This is a genomic window from Pseudomonas fluorescens, assembly GCF_902497775.2.
GTDB lineage: Bacteria > Pseudomonadota > Gammaproteobacteria > Pseudomonadales > Pseudomonadaceae > Aquipseudomonas > Aquipseudomonas putida_F.
The window spans coordinates 125,881-144,391 of record NZ_OZ024668.1 but is presented as its reverse complement, the minus strand read 5'-3'; the positions used below and the strand labels follow the sequence as shown (position 1 = coordinate 144,391).

At 62.9% G+C, this 18,511-nt stretch carries 21 protein-coding genes; 5 read left to right on the top strand and 16 right to left on the bottom strand.

The features are described 5' to 3' along the window. The first annotated feature begins 10 nt into the window (after nt 1-10). Complete coding sequence (arfA, locus tag F8N82_RS00760) at nt 11-175, top strand: alternative ribosome rescue factor ArfA (protein WP_038998593.1); 165 nt, start codon at nt 11-13, stop codon at nt 173-175. Between the two features lie 61 nt (nt 176-236). Next, complete coding sequence (locus F8N82_RS00755; RefSeq protein WP_038999704.1) at nt 237-1,553, top strand: lytic murein transglycosylase; 1,317 nt, start codon at nt 237-239, stop codon at nt 1,551-1,553. A gap of 26 nt (nt 1,554-1,579) precedes the next feature. Here the strand turns inward: F8N82_RS00755 and F8N82_RS00750 are convergent, their stop codons facing one another. The 13 genes from F8N82_RS00750 to F8N82_RS00690 all read right to left on the bottom strand — a co-directional run bounded on the left by F8N82_RS00750 (nt 1,580) and on the right by F8N82_RS00690 (nt 13,980). Beyond that, the gene (locus tag F8N82_RS00750; RefSeq protein ID WP_052251623.1) at nt 1,580-2,563 is read right to left on the bottom strand and encodes a S66 peptidase family protein; all 984 of its coding nucleotides are present in this window, start codon (nt 2,561-2,563) and stop codon (nt 1,580-1,582) included. 138 nt (nt 2,564-2,701) lie between these two features. Next, complete coding sequence (gene lipA / locus F8N82_RS00745; RefSeq protein ID WP_010222903.1) at nt 2,702-3,700, bottom strand: lipoyl synthase; 999 nt, start codon at nt 3,698-3,700, stop codon at nt 2,702-2,704. Nucleotides 3,701-3,702: 2 nt separating this feature from the next. After that, nucleotides 3,703-4,350, bottom strand: coding sequence for a lipoyl(octanoyl) transferase LipB (gene lipB, locus F8N82_RS00740; protein WP_038998592.1), 648 nt, complete (start codon nt 4,348-4,350; stop codon nt 3,703-3,705). After that, a complete protein-coding gene (locus F8N82_RS00735; protein ID WP_038998591.1) occupies nt 4,350-4,622 on the bottom strand; it encodes a DUF493 domain-containing protein in 273 nt (90 codons plus the stop codon). The genes lipB and F8N82_RS00735 overlap by 1 nt, the downstream gene beginning before the upstream one ends. A 75-nt stretch (nt 4,623-4,697) precedes the next feature. Further along, on the bottom strand, nt 4,698-5,858 hold the full coding sequence (locus tag F8N82_RS00730) for a D-alanyl-D-alanine carboxypeptidase family protein (protein ID WP_038998590.1): 1,161 nt from the start codon (nt 5,856-5,858) through the stop codon (nt 4,698-4,700). 134 nt (nt 5,859-5,992) lie between these two features. Then, nucleotides 5,993-6,997: a septal ring lytic transglycosylase RlpA family protein gene (locus F8N82_RS00725; protein WP_038998589.1), complete on the bottom strand. Its 1,005-nt coding sequence runs from the start codon at nt 6,995-6,997 to the stop codon at nt 5,993-5,995. Beyond that, nucleotides 6,997-8,007 (bottom strand): lytic murein transglycosylase B, encoded by a 1,011-nt coding sequence (mltB, locus tag F8N82_RS00720; protein ID WP_038998588.1) that lies wholly within the window; start codon nt 8,005-8,007, stop codon nt 6,997-6,999. The genes F8N82_RS00725 and mltB overlap by 1 nt, the downstream gene beginning before the upstream one ends. A gap of 17 nt (nt 8,008-8,024) precedes the next feature. Then, nucleotides 8,025-9,128 (bottom strand): rod shape-determining protein RodA, encoded by a 1,104-nt coding sequence (gene rodA / locus F8N82_RS00715; RefSeq protein ID WP_052251672.1) that lies wholly within the window; start codon nt 9,126-9,128, stop codon nt 8,025-8,027. 38 nt (nt 9,129-9,166) lie between these two features. Next, on the bottom strand, nt 9,167-11,056 hold the full coding sequence (gene mrdA, locus F8N82_RS00710) for a penicillin-binding protein 2 (protein ID WP_038998585.1): 1,890 nt from the start codon (nt 11,054-11,056) through the stop codon (nt 9,167-9,169). 16 nt (nt 11,057-11,072) lie between these two features. Beyond that, nucleotides 11,073-11,540, bottom strand: a complete 468-nt coding sequence (gene rlmH / locus F8N82_RS00705) for a 23S rRNA (pseudouridine(1915)-N(3))-methyltransferase RlmH (protein WP_010222895.1) — start codon at nt 11,538-11,540, stop codon at nt 11,073-11,075. Nucleotides 11,541-11,549: 9 nt separating this feature from the next. Beyond that, nucleotides 11,550-11,975 (bottom strand): ribosome silencing factor, encoded by a 426-nt coding sequence (gene rsfS / locus F8N82_RS00700; protein ID WP_038998584.1) that lies wholly within the window; start codon nt 11,973-11,975, stop codon nt 11,550-11,552. Between the two features lie 45 nt (nt 11,976-12,020). Beyond that, entirely contained in the window at nt 12,021-12,671 is a 651-nt protein-coding gene (gene nadD / locus F8N82_RS00695; protein WP_095163182.1) for a nicotinate-nucleotide adenylyltransferase, read from the bottom strand. 37 nt (nt 12,672-12,708) lie between these two features. Continuing rightward, a complete protein-coding gene (locus F8N82_RS00690) occupies nt 12,709-13,980 on the bottom strand; it encodes a glutamate-5-semialdehyde dehydrogenase (protein ID WP_038998582.1) in 1,272 nt (423 codons plus the stop codon). Between the two features lie 184 nt (nt 13,981-14,164). Here F8N82_RS00690 and F8N82_RS00685 point away from each other — a divergent pair, with 184 nt between their 5' ends. Together F8N82_RS00685 and F8N82_RS00680 are read left to right on the top strand one after the other, a co-directional pair. Continuing rightward, nucleotides 14,165-14,857: a DNA-3-methyladenine glycosylase gene (locus F8N82_RS00685; RefSeq protein WP_038999702.1), complete on the top strand. Its 693-nt coding sequence runs from the start codon at nt 14,165-14,167 to the stop codon at nt 14,855-14,857. Between the two features lie 4 nt (nt 14,858-14,861). Next, nucleotides 14,862-16,178: a bifunctional DedA family/phosphatase PAP2 family protein gene (locus F8N82_RS00680; protein ID WP_038998581.1), complete on the top strand. Its 1,317-nt coding sequence runs from the start codon at nt 14,862-14,864 to the stop codon at nt 16,176-16,178. Nucleotides 16,179-16,182: 4 nt separating this feature from the next. On the opposite strand, the gene F8N82_RS00675 is transcribed toward F8N82_RS00680, so the two are convergent. From F8N82_RS00675 to F8N82_RS00665, 3 genes are read right to left on the bottom strand one after another with little or no spacing between them, the layout of a single operon-like run. Continuing rightward, on the bottom strand, nt 16,183-16,773 hold the full coding sequence (locus F8N82_RS00675) for an LON peptidase substrate-binding domain-containing protein (protein ID WP_038998580.1): 591 nt from the start codon (nt 16,771-16,773) through the stop codon (nt 16,183-16,185). 9 nt (nt 16,774-16,782) lie between these two features. Next, nucleotides 16,783-17,499, bottom strand: a complete 717-nt coding sequence (locus F8N82_RS00670; RefSeq protein WP_038998578.1) for an LrgB family protein — start codon at nt 17,497-17,499, stop codon at nt 16,783-16,785. Beyond that, nucleotides 17,496-17,858, bottom strand: a complete 363-nt coding sequence (locus tag F8N82_RS00665) for a CidA/LrgA family protein (protein ID WP_038998577.1) — start codon at nt 17,856-17,858, stop codon at nt 17,496-17,498. Before F8N82_RS00665 ends, F8N82_RS00670 begins: the two co-directional genes overlap by 4 nt. Before the next feature lie 158 nt (nt 17,859-18,016). Between F8N82_RS00665 and F8N82_RS00660 the strand changes: the two genes are divergently transcribed. Further along, nucleotides 18,017-18,472: a MaoC family dehydratase gene (locus F8N82_RS00660; RefSeq protein ID WP_038998575.1), complete on the top strand. Its 456-nt coding sequence runs from the start codon at nt 18,017-18,019 to the stop codon at nt 18,470-18,472. Nucleotides 18,473-18,511 lie beyond the last annotated feature (39 nt).

The window sequence follows — 18,511 nt, the reverse complement described above, 5'->3', positions numbered from 1 at the left end:
ACTCCCTGTCATGAGCAAAAAACCCGCCAAGCCCGGGCCCAACAAGGCCAAATCCATCGTCGCCCAGCCTTTGTTCCGCAGCCGCCAGGAACCCGCCGGCAAAGGCAAAGGCAGCTACCGCCGCGAAGCCTTCCAATCGAGAGATTGGGAGGCTTCTTACTTTTTAGCCGCATAAAGGCAAGAATCCGGCAGGCATGGTATGGTCGGCACCTGACCTGAAATACCTGGACCTGTGCATGCCCCTTTGTCTTTCCCGTCGCTGGCAACCTCGCCAGCTGATTGCCGCCTCCAGCCTCATCCTGCTTGTCGCCTGCGCGGAAAAACCCACCGCCGCCGATGCGCTGCCGCTGGCCCCTGCCCAGCCGGCTCCGGTAGTCACCCTGCCCACCCCCGCCGTCGACACCAGCAGCGAAATCCAGCCGCTGCAAACCTTCGCCCAATGGCAGGCGGGCTTCCGTCAGCAAGCCCTGCAAGCGGGCATCAATGCCGGCACCTTCGACCGCGCATTCCTCGGCGTCACGCCCGACATGGATGTAATCAAGGCTGATCGCAGCCAGCCGGAATTCACCCGGCCGGTATGGGAATACCTTGATGGCGCCCTCTCGCCGCTGCGTGTACGCAACGGCAAGGGCCTGCTGGAAAAACATGCAGAGTTGCTGAGCCAGATCGAACAACGCTACGGCGTCGACCGCAATGTGCTGGTTTCGGTGTGGGGTATGGAAAGCAACTTTGGCCAGTTCCAGGGCAACAAATCGGTGATCCGCTCCCTGGCCACCCTGGCCTACGAAGGCCGCCGTCCGGCGTTTGCCCAAGCGCAGCTGATCGCGGCGCTGCAGATCCTGCAAAACGGTGATATCCAGCCCGACGCCATGAAAGGCTCCTGGGCCGGGGCCATGGGCCAGACCCAGTTCATCCCCACCACTTACAACACCCATGCCGTGGACTTCGATGGCGATGGCCGTCGGGATATCTGGACCAGCTCGGCTGACGCCCTGGCGTCGACCGCTCATTACCTGCAAAGCTCCGGCTGGAAACGCGGCGAGCCTTGGGGCTTTGAAGTGCAACTGGCGCCTGGCTTCGATTACTGGCTGGCCGATGGCAGCCAGCGCAAGACGGTGTCCGAGTGGATGCAGTTGGGCCTGAAGCTGCCTGCCGGAGTGCGTCTGCCTGCCGGTAGCGAGCAGCTGTCCGCTGCCCTGTTGCTGCCTGCGGGTTATCGCGGCCCGGCCTTCCTGGTGCTGGACAACTTCCGCGCGATCCTCAAGTACAACAACTCGTCGTCCTACGCCATGGCCGTCGGCCTGCTCGGCCAGCGCTTCGATGGCTCAGGCTATATTGCCGGGTCATGGCCCAAGGATGACCTGCCGCTGAGCCGCAGCGAGCGCGTCGAGCTGCAGACTCTGCTCAGTGCCCGCAGCTACGACGCCGGCGCCGCCGACGGGATCATCGGCGCCAACACCCGCAAGGCCATTCGTAGTGCCCAGCAGGCGCTGGGCTGGCCTGCCGATGGGTATCCGACGCACAAGCTGCTCGATAGCTTGCGTCAGCGTTAAACCCCGATCGTGGGGCAAGCCAGGGTCTACAGACGCTGGCTTGCCCCGCGATTGCGCTCAAACAGATCCTGCTCCAGGCGCAAACACTTGCCCTCGGCATCCAGATGCACCCTGGCCCCGATCGGCAACGTCAGGTTCGGGTCGCAATGACCACTGCGCCATCCGGCCAGCACCGGCACCTGCAACGGCGCAAAGAACTGGCGCATCAAGGGTGCCAGCGCCTGCAGCGTGATCCCGGCAAAATCCCCGACCAGCACGCCACGAACACCCTCAAGCTTGCCCGCCAGGCGCAACTGCGTCAGCAGGCGGTCAACCCGGTACAACGGCTCGTTGATGTCCTCGATAAACAGAATGCCGCCGCCACAGTGGATTTCTGCAGGGGTGCCGAGGGTTGCGCACAGCATCGACAGGTTACCCCCTATCAAAGGTCCGCTGGCGGTGCCTGGCAGGATTGTGGTCAGCGGCCAGGCCTCGGGATGCTCAAGGCTGTCACCGGCGCCCACACGACCACTGAGCTGTTCGAACAGCGATGACAGCGTCGGCTCCTGCTTGTTGCCCAGCAATTCCGACTTGAGCATGGCGCCGTGGAAGGATACGAACCCGGCATGACGGGCGATGGCCGTGTGCAGCGCAGTAATGTCGCTGTAGCCGACCAAAGGCTTGGGATGACGGCGCAGCAGGTCAAAATCGATGTGTTCCAGCAGGCGCATGCTGCCGTAGCCACCGCGCAGGCAGATGATGGCATCGACATCCGCAGCACTAAAGGCATCATGCAAATCCTGCAAGCGCTGCGCATCGCTACCGGCCAGATAACCCTCGGCGGCGGTCACTCCCGGGTAGATCCGGCAGCGATAGCCGCGCGCCTGGAACCATTGGTGGACCTTGAGCGTATCGACCTGGGCGGGACCGGCCGGGGCAATGATCGCGATCAGCCCGCCAGCAGGCAAGGCCATCGGCAGCGGCTGGGCGTGGGACAGCACATCGGCCTGATGCGTGAAGGGAAGATTCATCCAGACGACTCCATGTGTGGACAGACCCGTCCACTGTAATTCAACGACCCGCGCAACAGCGCAAGGAAGCCCTGCCACAAACAAAAATGCCGATGCCGCAGGGTTGCGAGCATCGGCATTACGGCACGGCGGCGTCGATCAGAGCTTGATCTTGGCCTCGTGCGCCTGCTGGTCAGCATGGTACGAAGAACGCACCAGCGGACCGGAAGCAACGTTCTTGAAGCCCATCTTGTAACCTTCTTCGGCAAACCAGGCGAAGGTGTCCGGGTGCACGAAACGCTGCACCGGCAAGTGGCTGCGCGACGGCTGCAGGTACTGGCCGAGGGTCAGCATGTCGATGTTGTGCTCGCGCATGCGATGCATCACTTCGATCACTTCTTCGTCGGTTTCGCCAAGGCCGAGCATCAGGCCGGACTTGGTCGGTACGTGCGGCACCAGCTCCTTGAACTTCTGCAGCAGGGTCAGCGACCACTGGTAGTCCGAGCCCGGACGCGCAGCCTTGTACAGGCGCGGCACGGTTTCCAGGTTGTGGTTGAACACATCCGGCGGAGTCTCGGCGGTGATCGCCAGGGCCACGTCCATGCGTCCGCGGTAGTCCGGCACCAGGGTCTCGAGCTGGACGCCCGGCGACAGTGCGCGGATTTCACGGATGCAGTCGGCAAAGTGCTGGGCGCCACCGTCACGCAGATCGTCGCGGTCCACCGAGGTGATCACCACATACTTCAGGCGCAGGTCGGCAATGGCCACGGCGAGGTTCTTCGGCTCGTCGACGTCCAGAGGCTTGGGCCGGCCATGGCCAACGTCGCAGAACGGGCAACGACGGGTGCAGATATCACCCATGATCATGAAGGTCGCGGTGCCTCCCGAGAAGCACTCGCCCAGGTTCGGGCAGGAGGCCTCTTCGCAGACGCTGTGCAGCTTGTGCTTGCGCAGCAGTTGCTTGATACGGTCGACTTCCGGCGAAACCGGGATACGCACACGAATCCAGTCAGGCTTCTTTGGCAGCTCGTCGGTGGGGATGATCTTTACCGGGATACGCGCGACTTTTTCCGCGCCACGCAGTTTGACACCCGCCTCGACCTTCGGCCGTGGCGCTGGCGTCACGCTTTGCACTGGTTCTTGCACAACAGTAGTCATATTCAGAAGATTCCGCCCGTAAGGGTCGTCTGCTCAGCATAGTCGAGGTGCTTGACCAGCTGCCCGCGCAGCCTTGCCCTTACCTCAGAGAGTTCGATCGAGCCTGCCTGATCGCGCAGCTGGGTCATGGCCAGCCCCGCATACCCGCAGGGGTTAATCCGGCGGAATGGCGCAAGGTCCATGTCCACGTTCAGGGCAAGGCCGTGGAACGAACAGCCATTGCGAATCCGCAGGCCGAGCGAGGCGATCTTCGCCCCGTCGACATAGACGCCCGGCGCATCGGCCTTGGCCGCCGCTTCGACGTTGTAACTGGCCAGTAACTCGATCAGGCAGCGCTCGATGCGGCTGACCAGATCGCGCACGCCAAAGCCCAGGCGCCGCACATCCAGCAGCAGGTACGCCACCAGTTGGCCCGGGCCGTGATAGGTCACCTGGCCGCCGCGATCGGTCTGCACCACCGGGATATCCCCCGGTACCAGCAGATGCTCGGCCTTGCCGGCCTGGCCCTGGGTGAACACCGCCGGGTGTTCAACCAGCCATACCTCATCCGCCGTGCCCGGGCCACGCTGGTCGGTGAACCGACGCATGGCCTCCAGCACCGGCTCGTAAGGCAGCAGGCCGAGGTCGCGAAAGCCGAGGCAATCGGGCATCAGAGCACCATTTTCACGATTCCGGTCGCGCGCAGGGCGCTGTTGATATCGTGCAGCTGGTCTTCACCGGTGGCGACGATGTGCAGTTGCACCGTGGTGTACTTGCCTTCCTTGCTCTGACGTTCCGCCAGGGTACTCATGTCGACCGTGGCGTACTTCTTCAGGATCTCGATCACCGTGTCCTTGAAATTGACCACGGTGTCGCCAATGACCTTGATCGGGTAATCGGCGCAAGGGAATTCGATTTTGTGCGACTTGTCAGCTTCGGTCATGGCAATAACGGCCTCGTAAGCCGTGGCAACAACAACGCCCCCGCATGAATGGCGGGGGCGTGGCAGGTCACGATATCAGTTGAACAACCCGTAGAAGAATAGCCGAATGCTATCCCACACACGACGGAAGAAACCACCTTCCTCAACGCCATCCAGGGCGATCAGGTCGGCACTGTGGACAACCTTGTCATCCAGTTTGACTTCCACTTTACCGATCACGTCACCTTTGTTGATCGGAGCGATCAATTGCGGGTTCATGGTCATGCTCGCGGCGAGCTTTTTCAATTGGCCTTTAGGCAAAGTCATGGTCAGGTCTTGCGCAAGGCCGGCCTTGACCTGGTTGGCGGCACCTTTCCAGACCGGCGCCTGAGCCAGCTCAGTACCCTTCTGGTAGAAGGTCTGGGTTTCGAAGAAACGGAAACCGTAGGTCAGCAGCTTCTGAGTCTCGGCAGCGCGAGCCTGGTCGCTATTGGTGCCGAAGACCACGGCGATCAGGCGCATGCCGTCACGAACCGCGGAAGTCACCATGCAGTAGCCGGCTTCGTCGGTGTGGCCGGTTTTCAGACCGTCGACGGTCTTGTCGCGCCACAGCAGCAGGTTGCGGTTGGTCTGCTTGATGTTGTTCCAGAAGAACTCTTTCTGCGAGTAGATCGCATAGTGAGCCGGGTCTTCGTGGATGATCGCGCGGCCCAGCACGGCCATGTCGTGAGCCGACGAGTAGTGCTCGGGGTTCGGCAGACCGGTCGGGTTCATGAAGTGGGTGTTGGTCATGCCCAGGTCAGCGGCAGTCTTGTTCATCATGTCAGCGAAGGCGTCTTCGCTGCCGGCCATGTGCTCGGCCAGGGCAACGCTGGCATCGTTACCGGACTGGATGATGATGCCGTGCAGCAGGTCGCTGACGCTGACCTGGGAGCCGACCTTGATGAACATACGCGAACCGCCGGTGCGCCAGGCGTTTTCGCTGACGGTGACCGGGTCGTTCTCGCCCAGCTGGCCACGACGGATATCCAGGGTCGCGATGTAGGCGGTCATCAGCTTGGTCAGGCTCGCCGGAGGCAGACGCTGGTCACCATTGTTCTCGACCAGGATGTTGCCGCTGGAGGCTTCCATGAGCACGTAGGACTTGGCAGCCAGTTGCGGCGGCGACGGCATCATCTGCTCTGCCGCGAAGGCGGCAGGGGCAATCATCAGCGGTACAAGCAGGCAAAGGCGTTTGGCAAAGCTGGTTATGTTCATCCGTCTCTCGAAATGGCTAATGGGCTCATGCCCTTATGGGCAAAACGTTTACAGGCACATGGCCTGACGGGCAAAACCGCCATTGTACATGGCGACTAAGCCCGGCTGCATGACAAACCGATCAGTCCCCCCGATCAGTCTGCCGTGACGACTTTGGGCTGCCCCAGATTGGCCAGCCGCACGCTGTCCTGCATCTGCTGGGCTTCACCCTGGCTGTTGATCGGCCCCAGACGGACCCGGTGCAGGGTCTGCTGGTTACGCACGATGGAACTGATGAAAACCGGCGCGCTGACCATGCTGCTGAGCTTGGAGCGCAGCAGTTCGGCGGCGTCCGGGTTGGCAAAAGCGCCGACCTGCAAGTAAAGACCATTGCCGGCCTGGCTGTTGTTGCTGGCGACCTGAACCGGCACAACCGCTGCTGCATGCTGCTGCGGCGGCGGCGTCCATTGTTCGACAGTGCCGGTGCTGGCCGGCAGCGCCTGGGTCTGGGCCACTTGCGGTTGGTCGAGGACCATCGGCACCGGCTGGCCACGCTGGGCCCACCATTGTTTCGGGTCGATGCCCTCGACGCGCACCCGCGCGGTACCGGTTTCGGCATAGCCGAGCTTCTTTGCCGCGGCGTACGAGAGGTCGATGATGCGGTCGGAATAGAACGGCCCGCGGTCGTTGACCCGCAGGATCACGCTGCGCTGGTTGTCGAGGTTGGTGACCTTGACGTAGGCCGGCAGCGGCAGGGTCTTGTGCGCCGCGCTCATGCCGTAGAGGTCATAGACCTCGCCATTGGCGGTGTTCTGGCCGTGGAACTTGGTGCCGTACCACGACGCAGTGCCTTCGGCGCGGTAGTTGCGCGACTCCTGGATCGGGAAGTAGGTTTTGCCCAGCACGGTGTACGGGTTGGCCTTGTAGTTGCCGGTATGCACGGTCGGGGTCGCGTCAGGGATCTTCGAAACGTCGACATCCCACCACGGCGCGCCATCCTTGTGGGCCCGGTTGATGTCCAGGCCTGGCTTGGCCCGCACCACATTGGCATTACCCTGGGTCGAGGGGCTCGGGCGGCTGCTCGAGCAGCTCACCAGCACCAGGCCAAGGGCTGCGCAACCGAACAGTTTCAGCGATGTAGCGGAGAACATTACGCGCATTACTTGGCGCCCCGTGCTTGAACCAGCAGGTCCGAGAGCTGATGCACTGCCATGGCATACATCACGCTGCGGTTATAGCGAGTGATCGCGTAGAAGTTTTTCAGGCCCAGCCAGTATTCCGGGCCATTGTCACCTTCGAGCCGGAAGGCGGTGACCGGCAGATCATCGCGCAGCGCATCATGACTCGACCAGCCCAGTGCCCGCAACTGCGCGACTGTCTTGACCGCATCGATGCCCGGGCTCAGCCCCTCGTCGACGCGTTCGCCACGCACCGTGGCGCGGCTGACCACCTGCTCGCCGGCAACCCAGCCATGGCGCTTGAAGTAGCTGGCGACGCTGCCGATGGCATCATCCGGGTTGTTCCAGATATTGATGTGGCCGTCGCCGTCAAAGTCCACGGCGTAGGCGCGAAAGCTGCTCGGCATGAACTGCGGCAGGCCCATGGCCCCGGCGTAGGAGCCTTTGAGGGTCAACGGGTCGACCTGCTCTTCACGTGCCAGCAACAGGTACTCGCGCAACTCCTTGCGGAAGAATTCGGCGCGCGGCGGGTAATCGAAGCCCAGGGTCGACAGCGCGTCGATCACCCGGTAGTTGCCGGTGTTGCGGCCAAAGAAGGTCTCGACGCCGATGATCGAGACGATCACCTGGGCCGGCACGCCGTATTCCTGCTCGGCGCGGGCCAGGGTGGCTTCATGCTGGCGCCAGAAGTCGACGCCACGGGCAACCCGGGCATCGGTGAGGAACATCGGGCGGTAGTCTTTCCAGGGCTTTACCCGCTCGGCCGGGCGCGAAATCGCATCAAGGATCGACTGCTTGCGCTGAACCTCGCGAAACACCCCCATCAGCTGCTCACCGGCAAAACCGTAGTCGCGGGTCATTTCGCCGACGAACTCGGCTACCTGGGGCGAACCGTCGTAGTCGCCGGCAGTAGCGCTTTGCGCCCCGCCCAGCAAACCCAGAAAGCCGACCCAGGGCGCGCAACGAGCCGCCCAGCCACGCATTGCTTGCATGTAATTCTTCACCTTATTCAAACCTGCGCAATCCATTTGCGATGCGTATGGATCGACATTAAAACCCCAAACGCTGACAGCAGCGTCACCAACGAAGTTCCGCCATAACTAATGAAGGGCAGCGGCACACCCACCACAGGCAACAAGCCGCTGACCATACCGATATTGACGAATACGTAAACAAAGAAGGTCATGGTCAGGCTGCCGGCCAGCAACTTGCCGTAGAGCGTCTGGGCCTGGGCGGTAATCACCAGGCCGCGGCCGATCAGCAAAAGGTAGATCAGCAGCAGCGCACAGATGCCGACCAGGCCAAACTCCTCGCCGAGCACGGCGATGATGAAGTCGGTGTGGCTTTCCGGGAGAAAATCCAGGTGCGACTGGGTGCCCAGCAACCAGCCCTTGCCGAACACGCCGCCCGAACCGATCGCCGCTTTCGACTGGATGATGTTCCAGCCGGTGCCCAGCGGATCGCTTTCCGGGTCGAGGAAGGTCAGCACCCGCTGCTTCTGGTAGTCGTGCATGACGAAGAACCACATGGCCACCGCCACTGGCACCGCCGCCGCCACTACGCTGAGGATCCAGCGCCAGCGCAGACCGCCCATGAACAGCACGAAGGCGCCAGAAGCAAGGATCAGCAACGCGGTCCCAAGGTCAGGTTGGCGGACGATGAGAATGAACGGCAAGCCGATCAGGATCAGGCTGATCATCACGTGCTTGAGGTGCGGCGGCAGCGAGCGCTTGGCCAAGTACCAGGCGATGGTCGCCGGCATGATGATCTTCATGAACTCCGAGGGCTGGAAGCGGATCACCCCGGGAATGTTGATCCAGCGCGTGGCGCCCATGGCGTTGTGGCCCATGACGTCCACCACCACCAACAGGATTAACCCCACCACATAGGCCAGGGGCACCCAGCGGGCCATGAAACGCGGCTCGAGCTGGGCGATGACGAACATCGACACTAGGCCAATGCCGAAAGAACTGGCCTGCTTGAGCAGCAGGTCCCAGTTCTTGCCGCTGGCCGAATAGAGGACGAACAGGCTGCCGGCGGCCAGGGTCAGCAGCAGGATCAGCAACGGGCCGTCGATATGGATGCGCTGCAGGAAGCTGGCGCGACGACGCATGACGTCCTCGCTGGAGAGCATGCGATCGAAATTGTTCTTCACTTGGCCGATTCCTGAACGACGGTGGCGGGAGCGAACTCGGGTTTGAGCCGGCCATTCTCGTCGAGCAACCAGGCGTCCATCACCTGACGCATCACGGGCGCTGCGACGCGGCCACCGGCCTCGCCGTTTTCGATCATGACCGACACCACGATCTTCGGGTTCTCTGCCGGGGCGAAGCCAACGAACAGGGCGTGGTCACGGTGGCGCTCCTGAACCTTGTTGCGGTCATAGCGCTCGCCCTGCTTGATCGCCACTACCTGGGCGGTGCCACTCTTGCCGGCAATCCGGTACTGGGCCCCGGCGGCGGCGGCGCGGGCGGTGCCGCGGGCGTTGTGCATCACCTGTTCCATGCCGTGGGTAACCTTGGCCCAGTCGGACTTGTCACGCAGTACGATGTCGTCCATCGGATTCTCGTCCACCGGCGGCTGGCCTTCGATGGTCTTGGCCAGGTGCGGACGGTTCCACTTGCCCTTGCTGGCGATCAGCGCGATGGCCTGGGCCATCTGCAGCGGCGTGGTCTGCATGTAGCCCTGGCCGATACCGAGGATCAATGTCTCACCCGGGAACCAGGCCTGGCGGCGGGTAGCACGCTTCCATTCGCGGGTCGGCATCAGGCCGGCGGACTCCTCGAACATGTCGAGGGAGACTTTCTGCCCGAGGCCGAACTTGTTCATGTAACTGGACAGGCGGTCGATGCCCATCTTGTGCGCCAGGTCGTAGAAGTAGGTGTCGTTGGAGCGCATGATCGCCAGGTCCAGATCGACCCAGCCGTCACCGCTGCGGTTCCAGTTACGGTATTTGTGGTCATAGTTGGGCAACTGGTAGAAGCCCGGGTCGAATACCCGACTGCTGGCCGTGACTACGCCACTGTCGAGGCCAGCGATGGCTACTGCCGGCTTGATGGTCGAACCCGGCGGGTACAGGCCACGCAGTACGCGGTTGAACAGCGGACGGTCGATCGAGTCGCGCAGCTCGGCATAGGCCTTGAAACTGATGCCGGTGACGAACGGGTTGGGGTCGAAGCTCGGCTGGCTGACCATCGCCAGCACTTCACCGGTGTTCGGATCGAGCGCCACGATAGCGCCGCGACGCCCGCCCAGTGCGGCCTCAGCGGCCTCCTGCAGCTTGATGTCGAGACTCAGGACGATGTCTTTGCCGGGGATCGGATCGGTGCGCTTGAGCACCCGCAATACCCGGCCACGGGCGTTGGTCTCGACCTCTTCGTAACCCACCTGACCGTGCAACTCCGGCTCGTAGAAACGCTCGATGCCGGTCTTGCCGATATGGTGGGTGCCACTGTAGTTGACCGGGTCGAGGGTCTTGAGCTCTTTCTCGTTGATCCGCCCGACATAGCCGACCGAGTGGGCAAAGTGCGCACCCTGCGGGTAATGGCGCACCAACTGGGCGACCACCTCAACACCGGGCAGGCGGAACTGGTTCACTGCGATCCGGGCGATCTGTTCCTCGGTCAGTTCGAACAGGATCGGCACCGGCTCGAATGGCCGTCGGCCCTGGCGCATGCGCTTTTCGAACAGGGTGCGGTCATCCGGGGTCAGTTCCAGCACTTCGACAATCACGTCGAGCACCTGCTGCCAATCGCCGGAGCGCTCGCGGGTCATGCTCAGGCTGAAGCTTGGCCGGTTATCGGCGACGATCACCCCGTTACGGTCGAAAATCAGCCCGCGGGTCGGCGGAATTGGCTGCACATGCACCCGGTTGTTTTCCGACAGGGTCGAGTGATAGTCGTACTGGATCACCTGCAGGTAATACAGACGGGCGATCAATACGCAGATCAGCAGGACGATCGCCACTGCACCGACCACGACGCGGCTACGCACCATACGGGCGTCTTTCTCGTGATCCTTGAGGCGAATCGGCTGCGACATTGAAAAGGCTTAAGGCTTATTTATGGTAGGGGTGCCCGGACAATACGGTCCAGGCGCGGTACAGCTGTTCGCCGATCAGTATCCTTACCAACGGGTGGGGCAGTGTCAGCGGCGACAGCGACCAGCGCTGCTCGGCCCGCGCGCAAACTTCCGGCGCCAGCCCTTCGGGGCCACCGACCATGAAGTTGACAGTACGCGAGTCCAGGCGCCAGCGGTCCAGCTCGACCGCCAGTTGCTCGGTACTCCAGGGCTTGCCATGGACCTCCAGGGTGACAATCCGTTCCCCTGGCTGGACCTTGGCGAGCATGGCCTCGCCCTCCTGACGAATCAGGCGAGCGACGTCGGCATTCTTGCCCCGGGTATTGAGCGGTATTTCCACCAGCTCCAGCGACAGCTCAGAGGGCAGGCGCTTGGCATATTCATGCCAACCGTCCTCGACCCACTTGGGCATGCGCGAGCCGACCGCGATCAGACGCAGACGCACGAGCCTTCCTTATTCCCGATCTTTCAGCTTGTCTGAAAAGTCGTGGGTGTTTTCCGGGCTGTGGTGCTTGCCATCGGCGGCGCGGCTTTGCTCGGCACCCATCCACAGACGTTCGAGGTCGTAGAACTGACGGGCAGCGGCGGTCATCATGTGAACGATGACGTCGTTGAGGTCAAGCAGTACCCAGTCGCTGTCGCCCTTGCCTTCTTCGCCCAGAGGCTGCACGCCCTTGGCCTTGACCTGCTCACGGACCTTTTCCAGCATCGCGCTGATCTGGCGGTTGGAGGTACCGGTAGCGATGATCATGTAATCGGTCAGGCTGTGCTTTTCTTTTACGTCGATGACCTGGATGTCCTGGGCCTTGACGTCTTCCAGGGCTGCCTTGGTCAGTTCGACCAGCTCTTCGGCGCTGACGTTGTGTTTTTGCTTGGTCATATAAAACTCATTCAACTCAATAGTATGGGGCGCTTCTCAGCACCCTCAGTTCGGCGCACGGTAAAGGTTGTGCGCATCGATGTAGGCCAGTACTGCGTCCGGCACCAGAAACCGCACCGACTTGCCGCTGGCCAGCAGCTGTCGGATCTGCGTGGCTGACACCGCAAGCGGCGTCTGCCAGACGAATGCAATATTCCCGGCAGGCCCGTCCAGGGCCTGCGGATCACTGACCGAACGTGCGGCCAGCAGGTTGCGCAAGGCATCCGGCGGCTCGACGTCGGCATCCGGGCGTTGCAGCACCAGGATATGACAGTGTTGCAGCAATTCTTCCCAACGGTGCCAACTGGGCAGGCCGCAGAACGCGTCCCAGCCCAGCAGCAGAAACAGCTGCTCCGAGGCGGCCATTTCAGCACGCATCAGTTCCAGCGTTTCAATGGTGTACGACGGCTTGTCACGGGCCAGCTCGCGGGCATCGACCGACAGCGTCGGCACGCCCTGTACAGCACACTGGACCATCGCCAGGCGGTCCTGGGCCGACACCTGTGGCGTGTCGCGGTGCGGCGGGCGGGCGTTGGGCATCAGCCGCAGCTCGTCCAGCGCCAGCACCTCGGCTACCTCCAGCGCACTGCGCAGGTGACCGATGTGCACCGGGTCGAATGTCCCGCCGAGCACGCCGATGCGCCGGGCGGGCGACATCGTCGAGACTGGGGCGAGCGGTTTGCGCTCGGCCAAGTCAGAGCGACTCCTGTCCGCGTAGCTGACCGTCGCCGATCACCACGTATTTCTCGCAGGTCAGGCCTTCCAGGCCGACCGGGCCGCGGGCGTGCAGCTTGTCGGTGGAAATACCGATCTCTGCGCCCAGGCCGTATTCGAACCCGTCGGCAAAGCAGGTCGGGGTGTTGATCATCACCGACGACGAATCGACCTCGGCCATGAACTGGCGAGCCTGCGCCTGATGTTCGGTCACGATCGAGTCGGTATGGTGCGAACCATAGCGATTGATGTGCTCGATGGCCTGGTCCAGGCCGTCCACCACACGGATCGACAGAATCGCCGCGAGGTATTCGGTGTTCCAGTCCGCTTCTGTCGCCGGCACCGCCTCGATAATTTCAAGGGTACGCTCGCAACCGCGCAGTTCGACGCCTTTTTCCCGAAATTGGCGGGCCATTTCCGGCAAAAACTCGGCAGCTATCGACTGATCGACCAGCAGGGTTTCCATCGCCCCGCAGATGCCATAGCGGTAGGTCTTGGCGTTGAAGGCAATGCGCCGGGCCTTGTCCAGCTCGGCATGCGCGGCCACATAGACGTGGCAGATACCGTCCAGGTGCTTGATTACCGGCACCCGCGCGTCGCGGCTGATGCGCTCGATCAGGCCCTTGCCGCCACGCGGCACGATGACATCGACAAACTCCGGCATGCTGATCAGCGCACCGACCGCTTCGCGATCGGTGGTTTCAACCACTTGCACCACGGCTGCCGGCAAGCCGGCCTCGGCCAGGCCGCGCTGGATGCAAGTGGCAATGGCACGGTTGGAGTGGATGGCCTCGGAGCCGCCACGCAAGATGGTGGCGTTGCCCGACTTGAGGCACAGGCTGGCAGCGTCGATGGTCACGTTCGGACGCGACTCGTAAATGATGCCGATCACCCCCAGCGGTACGCGCATCTTGCCGACCTGGATACCCGATGGCCGGTAGCTCATGTCGCGGATCGCGCCGACCGGGTCCGGCAGGCTGGCCACCTGACGCAGGCCGACGATCATGCCGTCGATGCGTGCCGGGGTCAGCGCCAGGCGCTCGAGCATGGCCGGTTCCAGGCCATTGGCGCGGCCAGCGGCGAGGTCCAGCTCATTGGCGGCGGTCAGCTCGGCGCGGGCAGCGTCCAGGGCGTTGGCGGCGGCTTGCAGGGCGCGGTTCTTCTGCGCGGTGCTGGCACGGCCGATCACGCGCGACGCCGCGCGGGCAGCGCGCCCCAGGCGGGTCATGTAGTCAAGAACGGACTCAGTCATGGGCTCAGTGGTCTTGGCGAAGGGGAAAATCGGATGATTATAACTGTCGCGTGGTCCCACGCCCAGCGGTGACAGGCGGATGGTCGAAAAGAGTGCCGCTTCCCCACTCCATAATGACCATTCAGGGTTGGTTAAGGCAGAAATTGCTATCATCGCCCACCTGTCCACCCGCGAACCTGCCCGTATGCCCGACTCCGCCCCCTGCCCGCTCAAGGCCCTGCCTGACAGCTTTTTCGACCGCGACGCCGGCGAACTGGCCAGGGCTCTGCTGGGCAAGGTCATCCGCCACCGCCACGGCCCCTACTGGCTGGCGGCACGGATCATCGAGACCGAGGCCTACTACCTCACCGACAAGGGCAGCCACGCCTCGCTTGGCTACACCGAGAAACGCCGGGCGCTGTTCCTCGACGGCGGGCACATCTACATGTACTACGCCCGCGGTGGCGACTCGCTGAACTTCAGCGCTCACGGCCCTGGCAACGCCGTGCTGATCAAATCGGCCTATCCGTTTGTCGACGCCCTGTCGGACACCAACAGCCTGGCGCAAATGCAACTGAACAACCCCGACGCCAACGGCCAGCCGCGCCCGCCCGAACGCCTCTGCGCCGGCCAGACCCTGCTGTGCAAGGCCCTGGGCCTGAAAGTGCCGCATTGGGACGGTAAACGCTTCGATGCCGAGCAACTGTTTGTCGAAGACTGCGGTATCAACGTGAAACAAATTATCCAGACCACCCGCTTGGGGATTCCCCACGGCCGCGATGAACATCTGCCCTACCGTTTCGTCGACGCCGACTTCACCCGCCATTGCACACGGAACCCGCTGCGCCGGGGTCAAGTCGAAGGCCGGGACTACTTTTTACTGACACAAGGAAACTGACACGATGGGCCCATGGCTCGACAGCATGACCACCTGGCTCAGCGCCAACCCGCAGTGGCTGGGCTTGGCAATTTTTCTGGTGGCCTGCGTGGAATGCCTGGCGATTGCCGGGATCATCGTCCCCGGCACCGTTCTGCTGTTCGCCGTCGCGGTACTGGCCGGCAGCGGCGCACTAAGCCTGGGCGAAACCTTGTTGCTGGGTTTTGCCGGTGGCTTGCTCGGCGATGCGATCTCCTACACCTTGGGCCGGCGCTTTCACCAGAACATCCGCCGCTTGCCGCTGCTGCGCCACCACCCTGAGTGGATCGGCAGCGCCGAGACCTACTTCCAGCGCTACGGCATCGCCAGCCTGCTGGTCGGGCGCTTCATCGGCCCGCTGCGACCGATGCTGCCGATGGTCGCCGGCATGTTCGACATGCCGCTGCCGCGCTTTATCGCCGTCAGCCTGCTGGCCGGCGCTGGCTGGGCGGTGGCCTACCTGCTGCCGGGCTGGGCCACCGGCGCGGCCATGCGCCTGCCGTTGCCGGAGGGTTTCTGGCCACAGGCGGGGGTGGTGATGGGCGGCCTGGCGGTGCTGATCGGCCTCAGCGTCAACAGCAGCCTGCGCAGCATGCGTCGCGGCACCCGGCTGATTGCCGGGATGAGCCTGCTGGCCTTGATCGGGCTGTTTCTCGGCTGGCCGTACCTGACCCAGTTCGACCAGGGCCTGATGACCCTGATCCAGGAAAACCGCAACCGCGCCATCGATGGCACCGTAGTGCTGATCACCCGCCTCGGCGACTTCCGTACCCAGTTCTTCCTCGGCGGCCTGCTCACCGGCCTGTTGCTGCTGGCCCGGCAATGGCGCCCGGCGATTTTCGCCGGCAGCACCCTGATCGGCACGGCTCTGGCCAATGGCAGCCTCAAATGGCTGTTTGCCCGAGCGCGCCCGGAGGTGCTGACCGACCCGCTGACCACCTACAGCATGCCCAGCGGCCACAGCTCGGCATCGTTTGCGTTCTTTCTGGTACTGGCCGTGCTGGCCGGGCGCGGGCAGCCGCCGCGCATGCGCCTGACCTGGATTATGCTGGGCTGCATCCCGGCGCTGTCGATTGCCCTGTCACGGGTATACCTGGGGGCGCACTGGCCGACCGACATCCTCGCCGGCGCCATGCTCGCCTGCGGCGTGTGCGCTACCAGCCTGACCCTGACCCAGTATCGCCAACCGCTCACCGCCCTGCCGCTGAAGGTCTGGTGGTTGATTCTGCCGGCCTGCGTTGCCTTGCTGGCGTTTTTCGCTTTGCACTCATTGCCACACGCCCTGCTGCGCTACCAGTACTGACAGCTCAGGCAAACAGTTCGCCCTGCAGTCGATCGAGCAGCGCCTGGATAGCCTCCAGGCGTTTGTGTGGTGAGTCGATGGCCAGCAGGTCGAGCTTGTCTTCTTCAACGAACGGCAGCAGATAGGCGAGCTGGTTGGCCAGCGCCTGCTGCCCGCCCACCGTCACCGGCATGCCCAGGGCTTCGACCATCGGGTGCTCACCCAGGGCCTGCAGCAGCGCCAGCAAGTCGTGATGGTCATCTTCCAGTGGCTCGTCGGCAAGTTCCGGCAACCAGGACACATCAGCCACCAGCAACTGGTCCTTCTGCACCTCGAACGGCCCGACGCGAAAGCGCCGGGTGCCCTCGACCCGAATCCCCAACAGGCCGTTGTCCTGCTGCTGGAAATCGCGAATCACCGCCTCACAGCCGATCGGCGAGAAACCGCTGGGCGCAGCGCCCACCTGTTCGCCTTCGAGGATGCACACCACGCCAAAGCCGCCGCCCTGTTTCATGATGCGGCCGATCATGTCCAGGTAGCGCGCCTCGAAGATCTGCAAATCGAGAAAGCAGCCCGGGAACAGCACGGTATTGAGCGGAAACAGGGGTAACGTCATTGCAACTCCTCAAGCAACCAGGCTAACCGCCAGTGGCAGGAATACCGCCGTGGCAACCCCCATCAGGCTCATCGCCAGGGCCGCGAAGGCCCCGCACTCTTCACTTTCCTGCAGTGCTACCGAAGTGCCCACCGCATGCGCCGTCACGCCCAGAGCCATGCCACGCGCTTCCGGGCTGTGCACACCACAACGCGACAACAGCGCCGGGCCGAAAATCGCCCCGATCACTCCGGTGATCAGGACGAACACCGCCGCCAGCGCGGCCACGCCGCCAATCTGCTCGGCCACCAGCATGGCAATCGGCGAAGTCACCGACTTGGGTGCCATGGTCATCAGGATCATGTGCTCGGCGCCGAACCACCAGCCCAGCAACAAGCAGGCACCCGTGGCGAACACCCCTCCGATTACCAGCGTAGTAAAGGTCGGCCAGAACAGCTGGCGAATGCGCCGCAGGTTGAGATAGAGCGGTACCGCCAGGGCCACGGTCGCCGGGCCCAGGAGAATGTTCATGATCTCGGTGCTTTTGCGGTACTCGCTGTAGGTCAGGCCGCAGGTGAGCAGTACGCCAATGACCACCAGCATCGACACCAGTACCGGCTGCAGGAAGATCCAGCGGGTTTTCTCGTAGGCCGCCAGCACCAGTTGGTAGGCGCCCAGGGTGATGCCGATGCCGAACAGCGGATGGTGAATGACGGCATTGACGGCGCCGCTCCAGTCCAGGCTCATGGCTGCTCCTCATGGCTGCCCTGGCGGGCCATCAGCTTGTGCATCAGCACACCGACGAACACCAGCGTGAGCAGCGCCGACAGCACCAGGGCACCGACGATGGCCCAGAAGTCCGCGGCGATATCCGCGGCGTAGACCATCACCCCCACCGCCGGCGGCACCAGCAGCAGTGGCAGGTAGCGCAGCAGGCTGTTGGCCGCCTCGCTCAGGGGCGCGCCCACCTCGCCGCGCAGCATCAGGTACACCAGCAGCAACAGCAGGCCGATGATCGGCCCGGGCAGGATCGGCACCAACAGGTGATTGATTGCCGTTCCGAGCAACTGGAACAGCACCAGCCAGGTCAAACCACGCAACAGCATAAGCATCTCCTTGAAGCCTGGCGGCCATTATAAGCACGCTAACGACCGCGCTATAAGCCGATATTCGCCGACTTGACCGCATCCAGCGAGCGTGCTGATCTTAGACTTTCGAATCTGCCGAAGTCATAAGAAAACCAAAGACAATCTGGAGAGTCACAATGCCCTATGTACCTGTTGCAGAGCTTTCGCAGTACGTTGGAAAGGAACTGGGATGTTCCGAATGGCTGACCATCGATCAACAACGCATCAACCTGTTTGCCGAGGCAACCGGCGACTTTCAGTTCATCCATGTCGATCCGGTGAAGGCGGCAAAAACGCCATTTGGCAGCACCATCGCTCACGGCTTTCTCACCCTGTCGCTGATCCCCAAGTTGATGGAGGACATTCTGGTCATGCCCGAAGGCCTGAAAATGGTCGTCAACTATGGCCTGGACAGTGTGCGCTTCATCCAGCCGGTCAAAGTCGACAGCAAGGTGCGGCTGAAAGTCGAGCTGACTGACGTCACCGAGAAAAAGCCCGGGCAATGGCTGCTCAAGGCCACCGCTACCCTGGAAATCGAAGGCCAGGAAAAACCCGCCTACATCGCCGAACCGCTGTCGCTCTGCTTCGTCTGATCCAGGCATTGGGTGAAACCGTCCTGGCGACTGTTTCAC

Excerpts from the sequence above, each read along its gene's own strand:
- F8N82_RS00685 (WP_038999702.1), top strand. The coding sequence starts at position 14,165 with ATGCCCGACTCCGCCCCCTGCCCGCTCAAGGCCCTGCCTGACAGCTTT.
- F8N82_RS00750 (WP_052251623.1), bottom strand. The coding sequence starts at position 2,563 with ATGAATCTTCCCTTCACGCATCAGGCCGATGTGCTGTCCCACGCCCAG.
- F8N82_RS00730 (WP_038998590.1), bottom strand. The coding sequence starts at position 5,858 with ATGAACATAACCAGCTTTGCCAAACGCCTTTGCCTGCTTGTACCGCTG.
- lipA (WP_010222903.1), bottom strand. The coding sequence starts at position 3,700 with ATGACTACTGTTGTGCAAGAACCAGTGCAAAGCGTGACGCCAGCGCCA.
- nadD (WP_095163182.1), bottom strand. The coding sequence starts at position 12,671 with ATGTCGCCCGCCCGGCGCATCGGCGTGCTCGGCGGGACATTCGACCCG.
- mrdA (WP_038998585.1), bottom strand. The coding sequence starts at position 11,056 with ATGTCGCAGCCGATTCGCCTCAAGGATCACGAGAAAGACGCCCGTATG.
- arfA (WP_038998593.1), top strand. The coding sequence starts at position 11 with ATGAGCAAAAAACCCGCCAAGCCCGGGCCCAACAAGGCCAAATCCATC.
- F8N82_RS00755 (WP_038999704.1), top strand. The coding sequence starts at position 237 with ATGCCCCTTTGTCTTTCCCGTCGCTGGCAACCTCGCCAGCTGATTGCC.
- F8N82_RS00690 (WP_038998582.1), bottom strand. The coding sequence starts at position 13,980 with ATGACTGAGTCCGTTCTTGACTACATGACCCGCCTGGGGCGCGCTGCC.
- F8N82_RS00675 (WP_038998580.1), bottom strand. The coding sequence starts at position 16,773 with ATGACGTTACCCCTGTTTCCGCTCAATACCGTGCTGTTCCCGGGCTGC.
- F8N82_RS00680 (WP_038998581.1), top strand. The coding sequence starts at position 14,862 with ATGGGCCCATGGCTCGACAGCATGACCACCTGGCTCAGCGCCAACCCG.
- lipB (WP_038998592.1), bottom strand. The coding sequence starts at position 4,350 with ATGCCCGATTGCCTCGGCTTTCGCGACCTCGGCCTGCTGCCTTACGAG.
- rodA (WP_052251672.1), bottom strand. The coding sequence starts at position 9,128 with ATGCGTCGTCGCGCCAGCTTCCTGCAGCGCATCCATATCGACGGCCCG.
- F8N82_RS00665 (WP_038998577.1), bottom strand. The coding sequence starts at position 17,858 with ATGCTGTTGCGTGGTTTGACCTGGCTGGTGCTGTTCCAGTTGCTCGGA.
- F8N82_RS00660 (WP_038998575.1), top strand. The coding sequence starts at position 18,017 with ATGCCCTATGTACCTGTTGCAGAGCTTTCGCAGTACGTTGGAAAGGAA.
- F8N82_RS00670 (WP_038998578.1), bottom strand. The coding sequence starts at position 17,499 with ATGAGCCTGGACTGGAGCGGCGCCGTCAATGCCGTCATTCACCATCCG.
- F8N82_RS00735 (WP_038998591.1), bottom strand. The coding sequence starts at position 4,622 with ATGACCGAAGCTGACAAGTCGCACAAAATCGAATTCCCTTGCGCCGAT.
- rsfS (WP_038998584.1), bottom strand. The coding sequence starts at position 11,975 with ATGACCAAGCAAAAACACAACGTCAGCGCCGAAGAGCTGGTCGAACTG.
- mltB (WP_038998588.1), bottom strand. The coding sequence starts at position 8,007 with ATGCAAGCAATGCGTGGCTGGGCGGCTCGTTGCGCGCCCTGGGTCGGC.
- F8N82_RS00725 (WP_038998589.1), bottom strand. The coding sequence starts at position 6,997 with ATGCGCGTAATGTTCTCCGCTACATCGCTGAAACTGTTCGGTTGCGCA.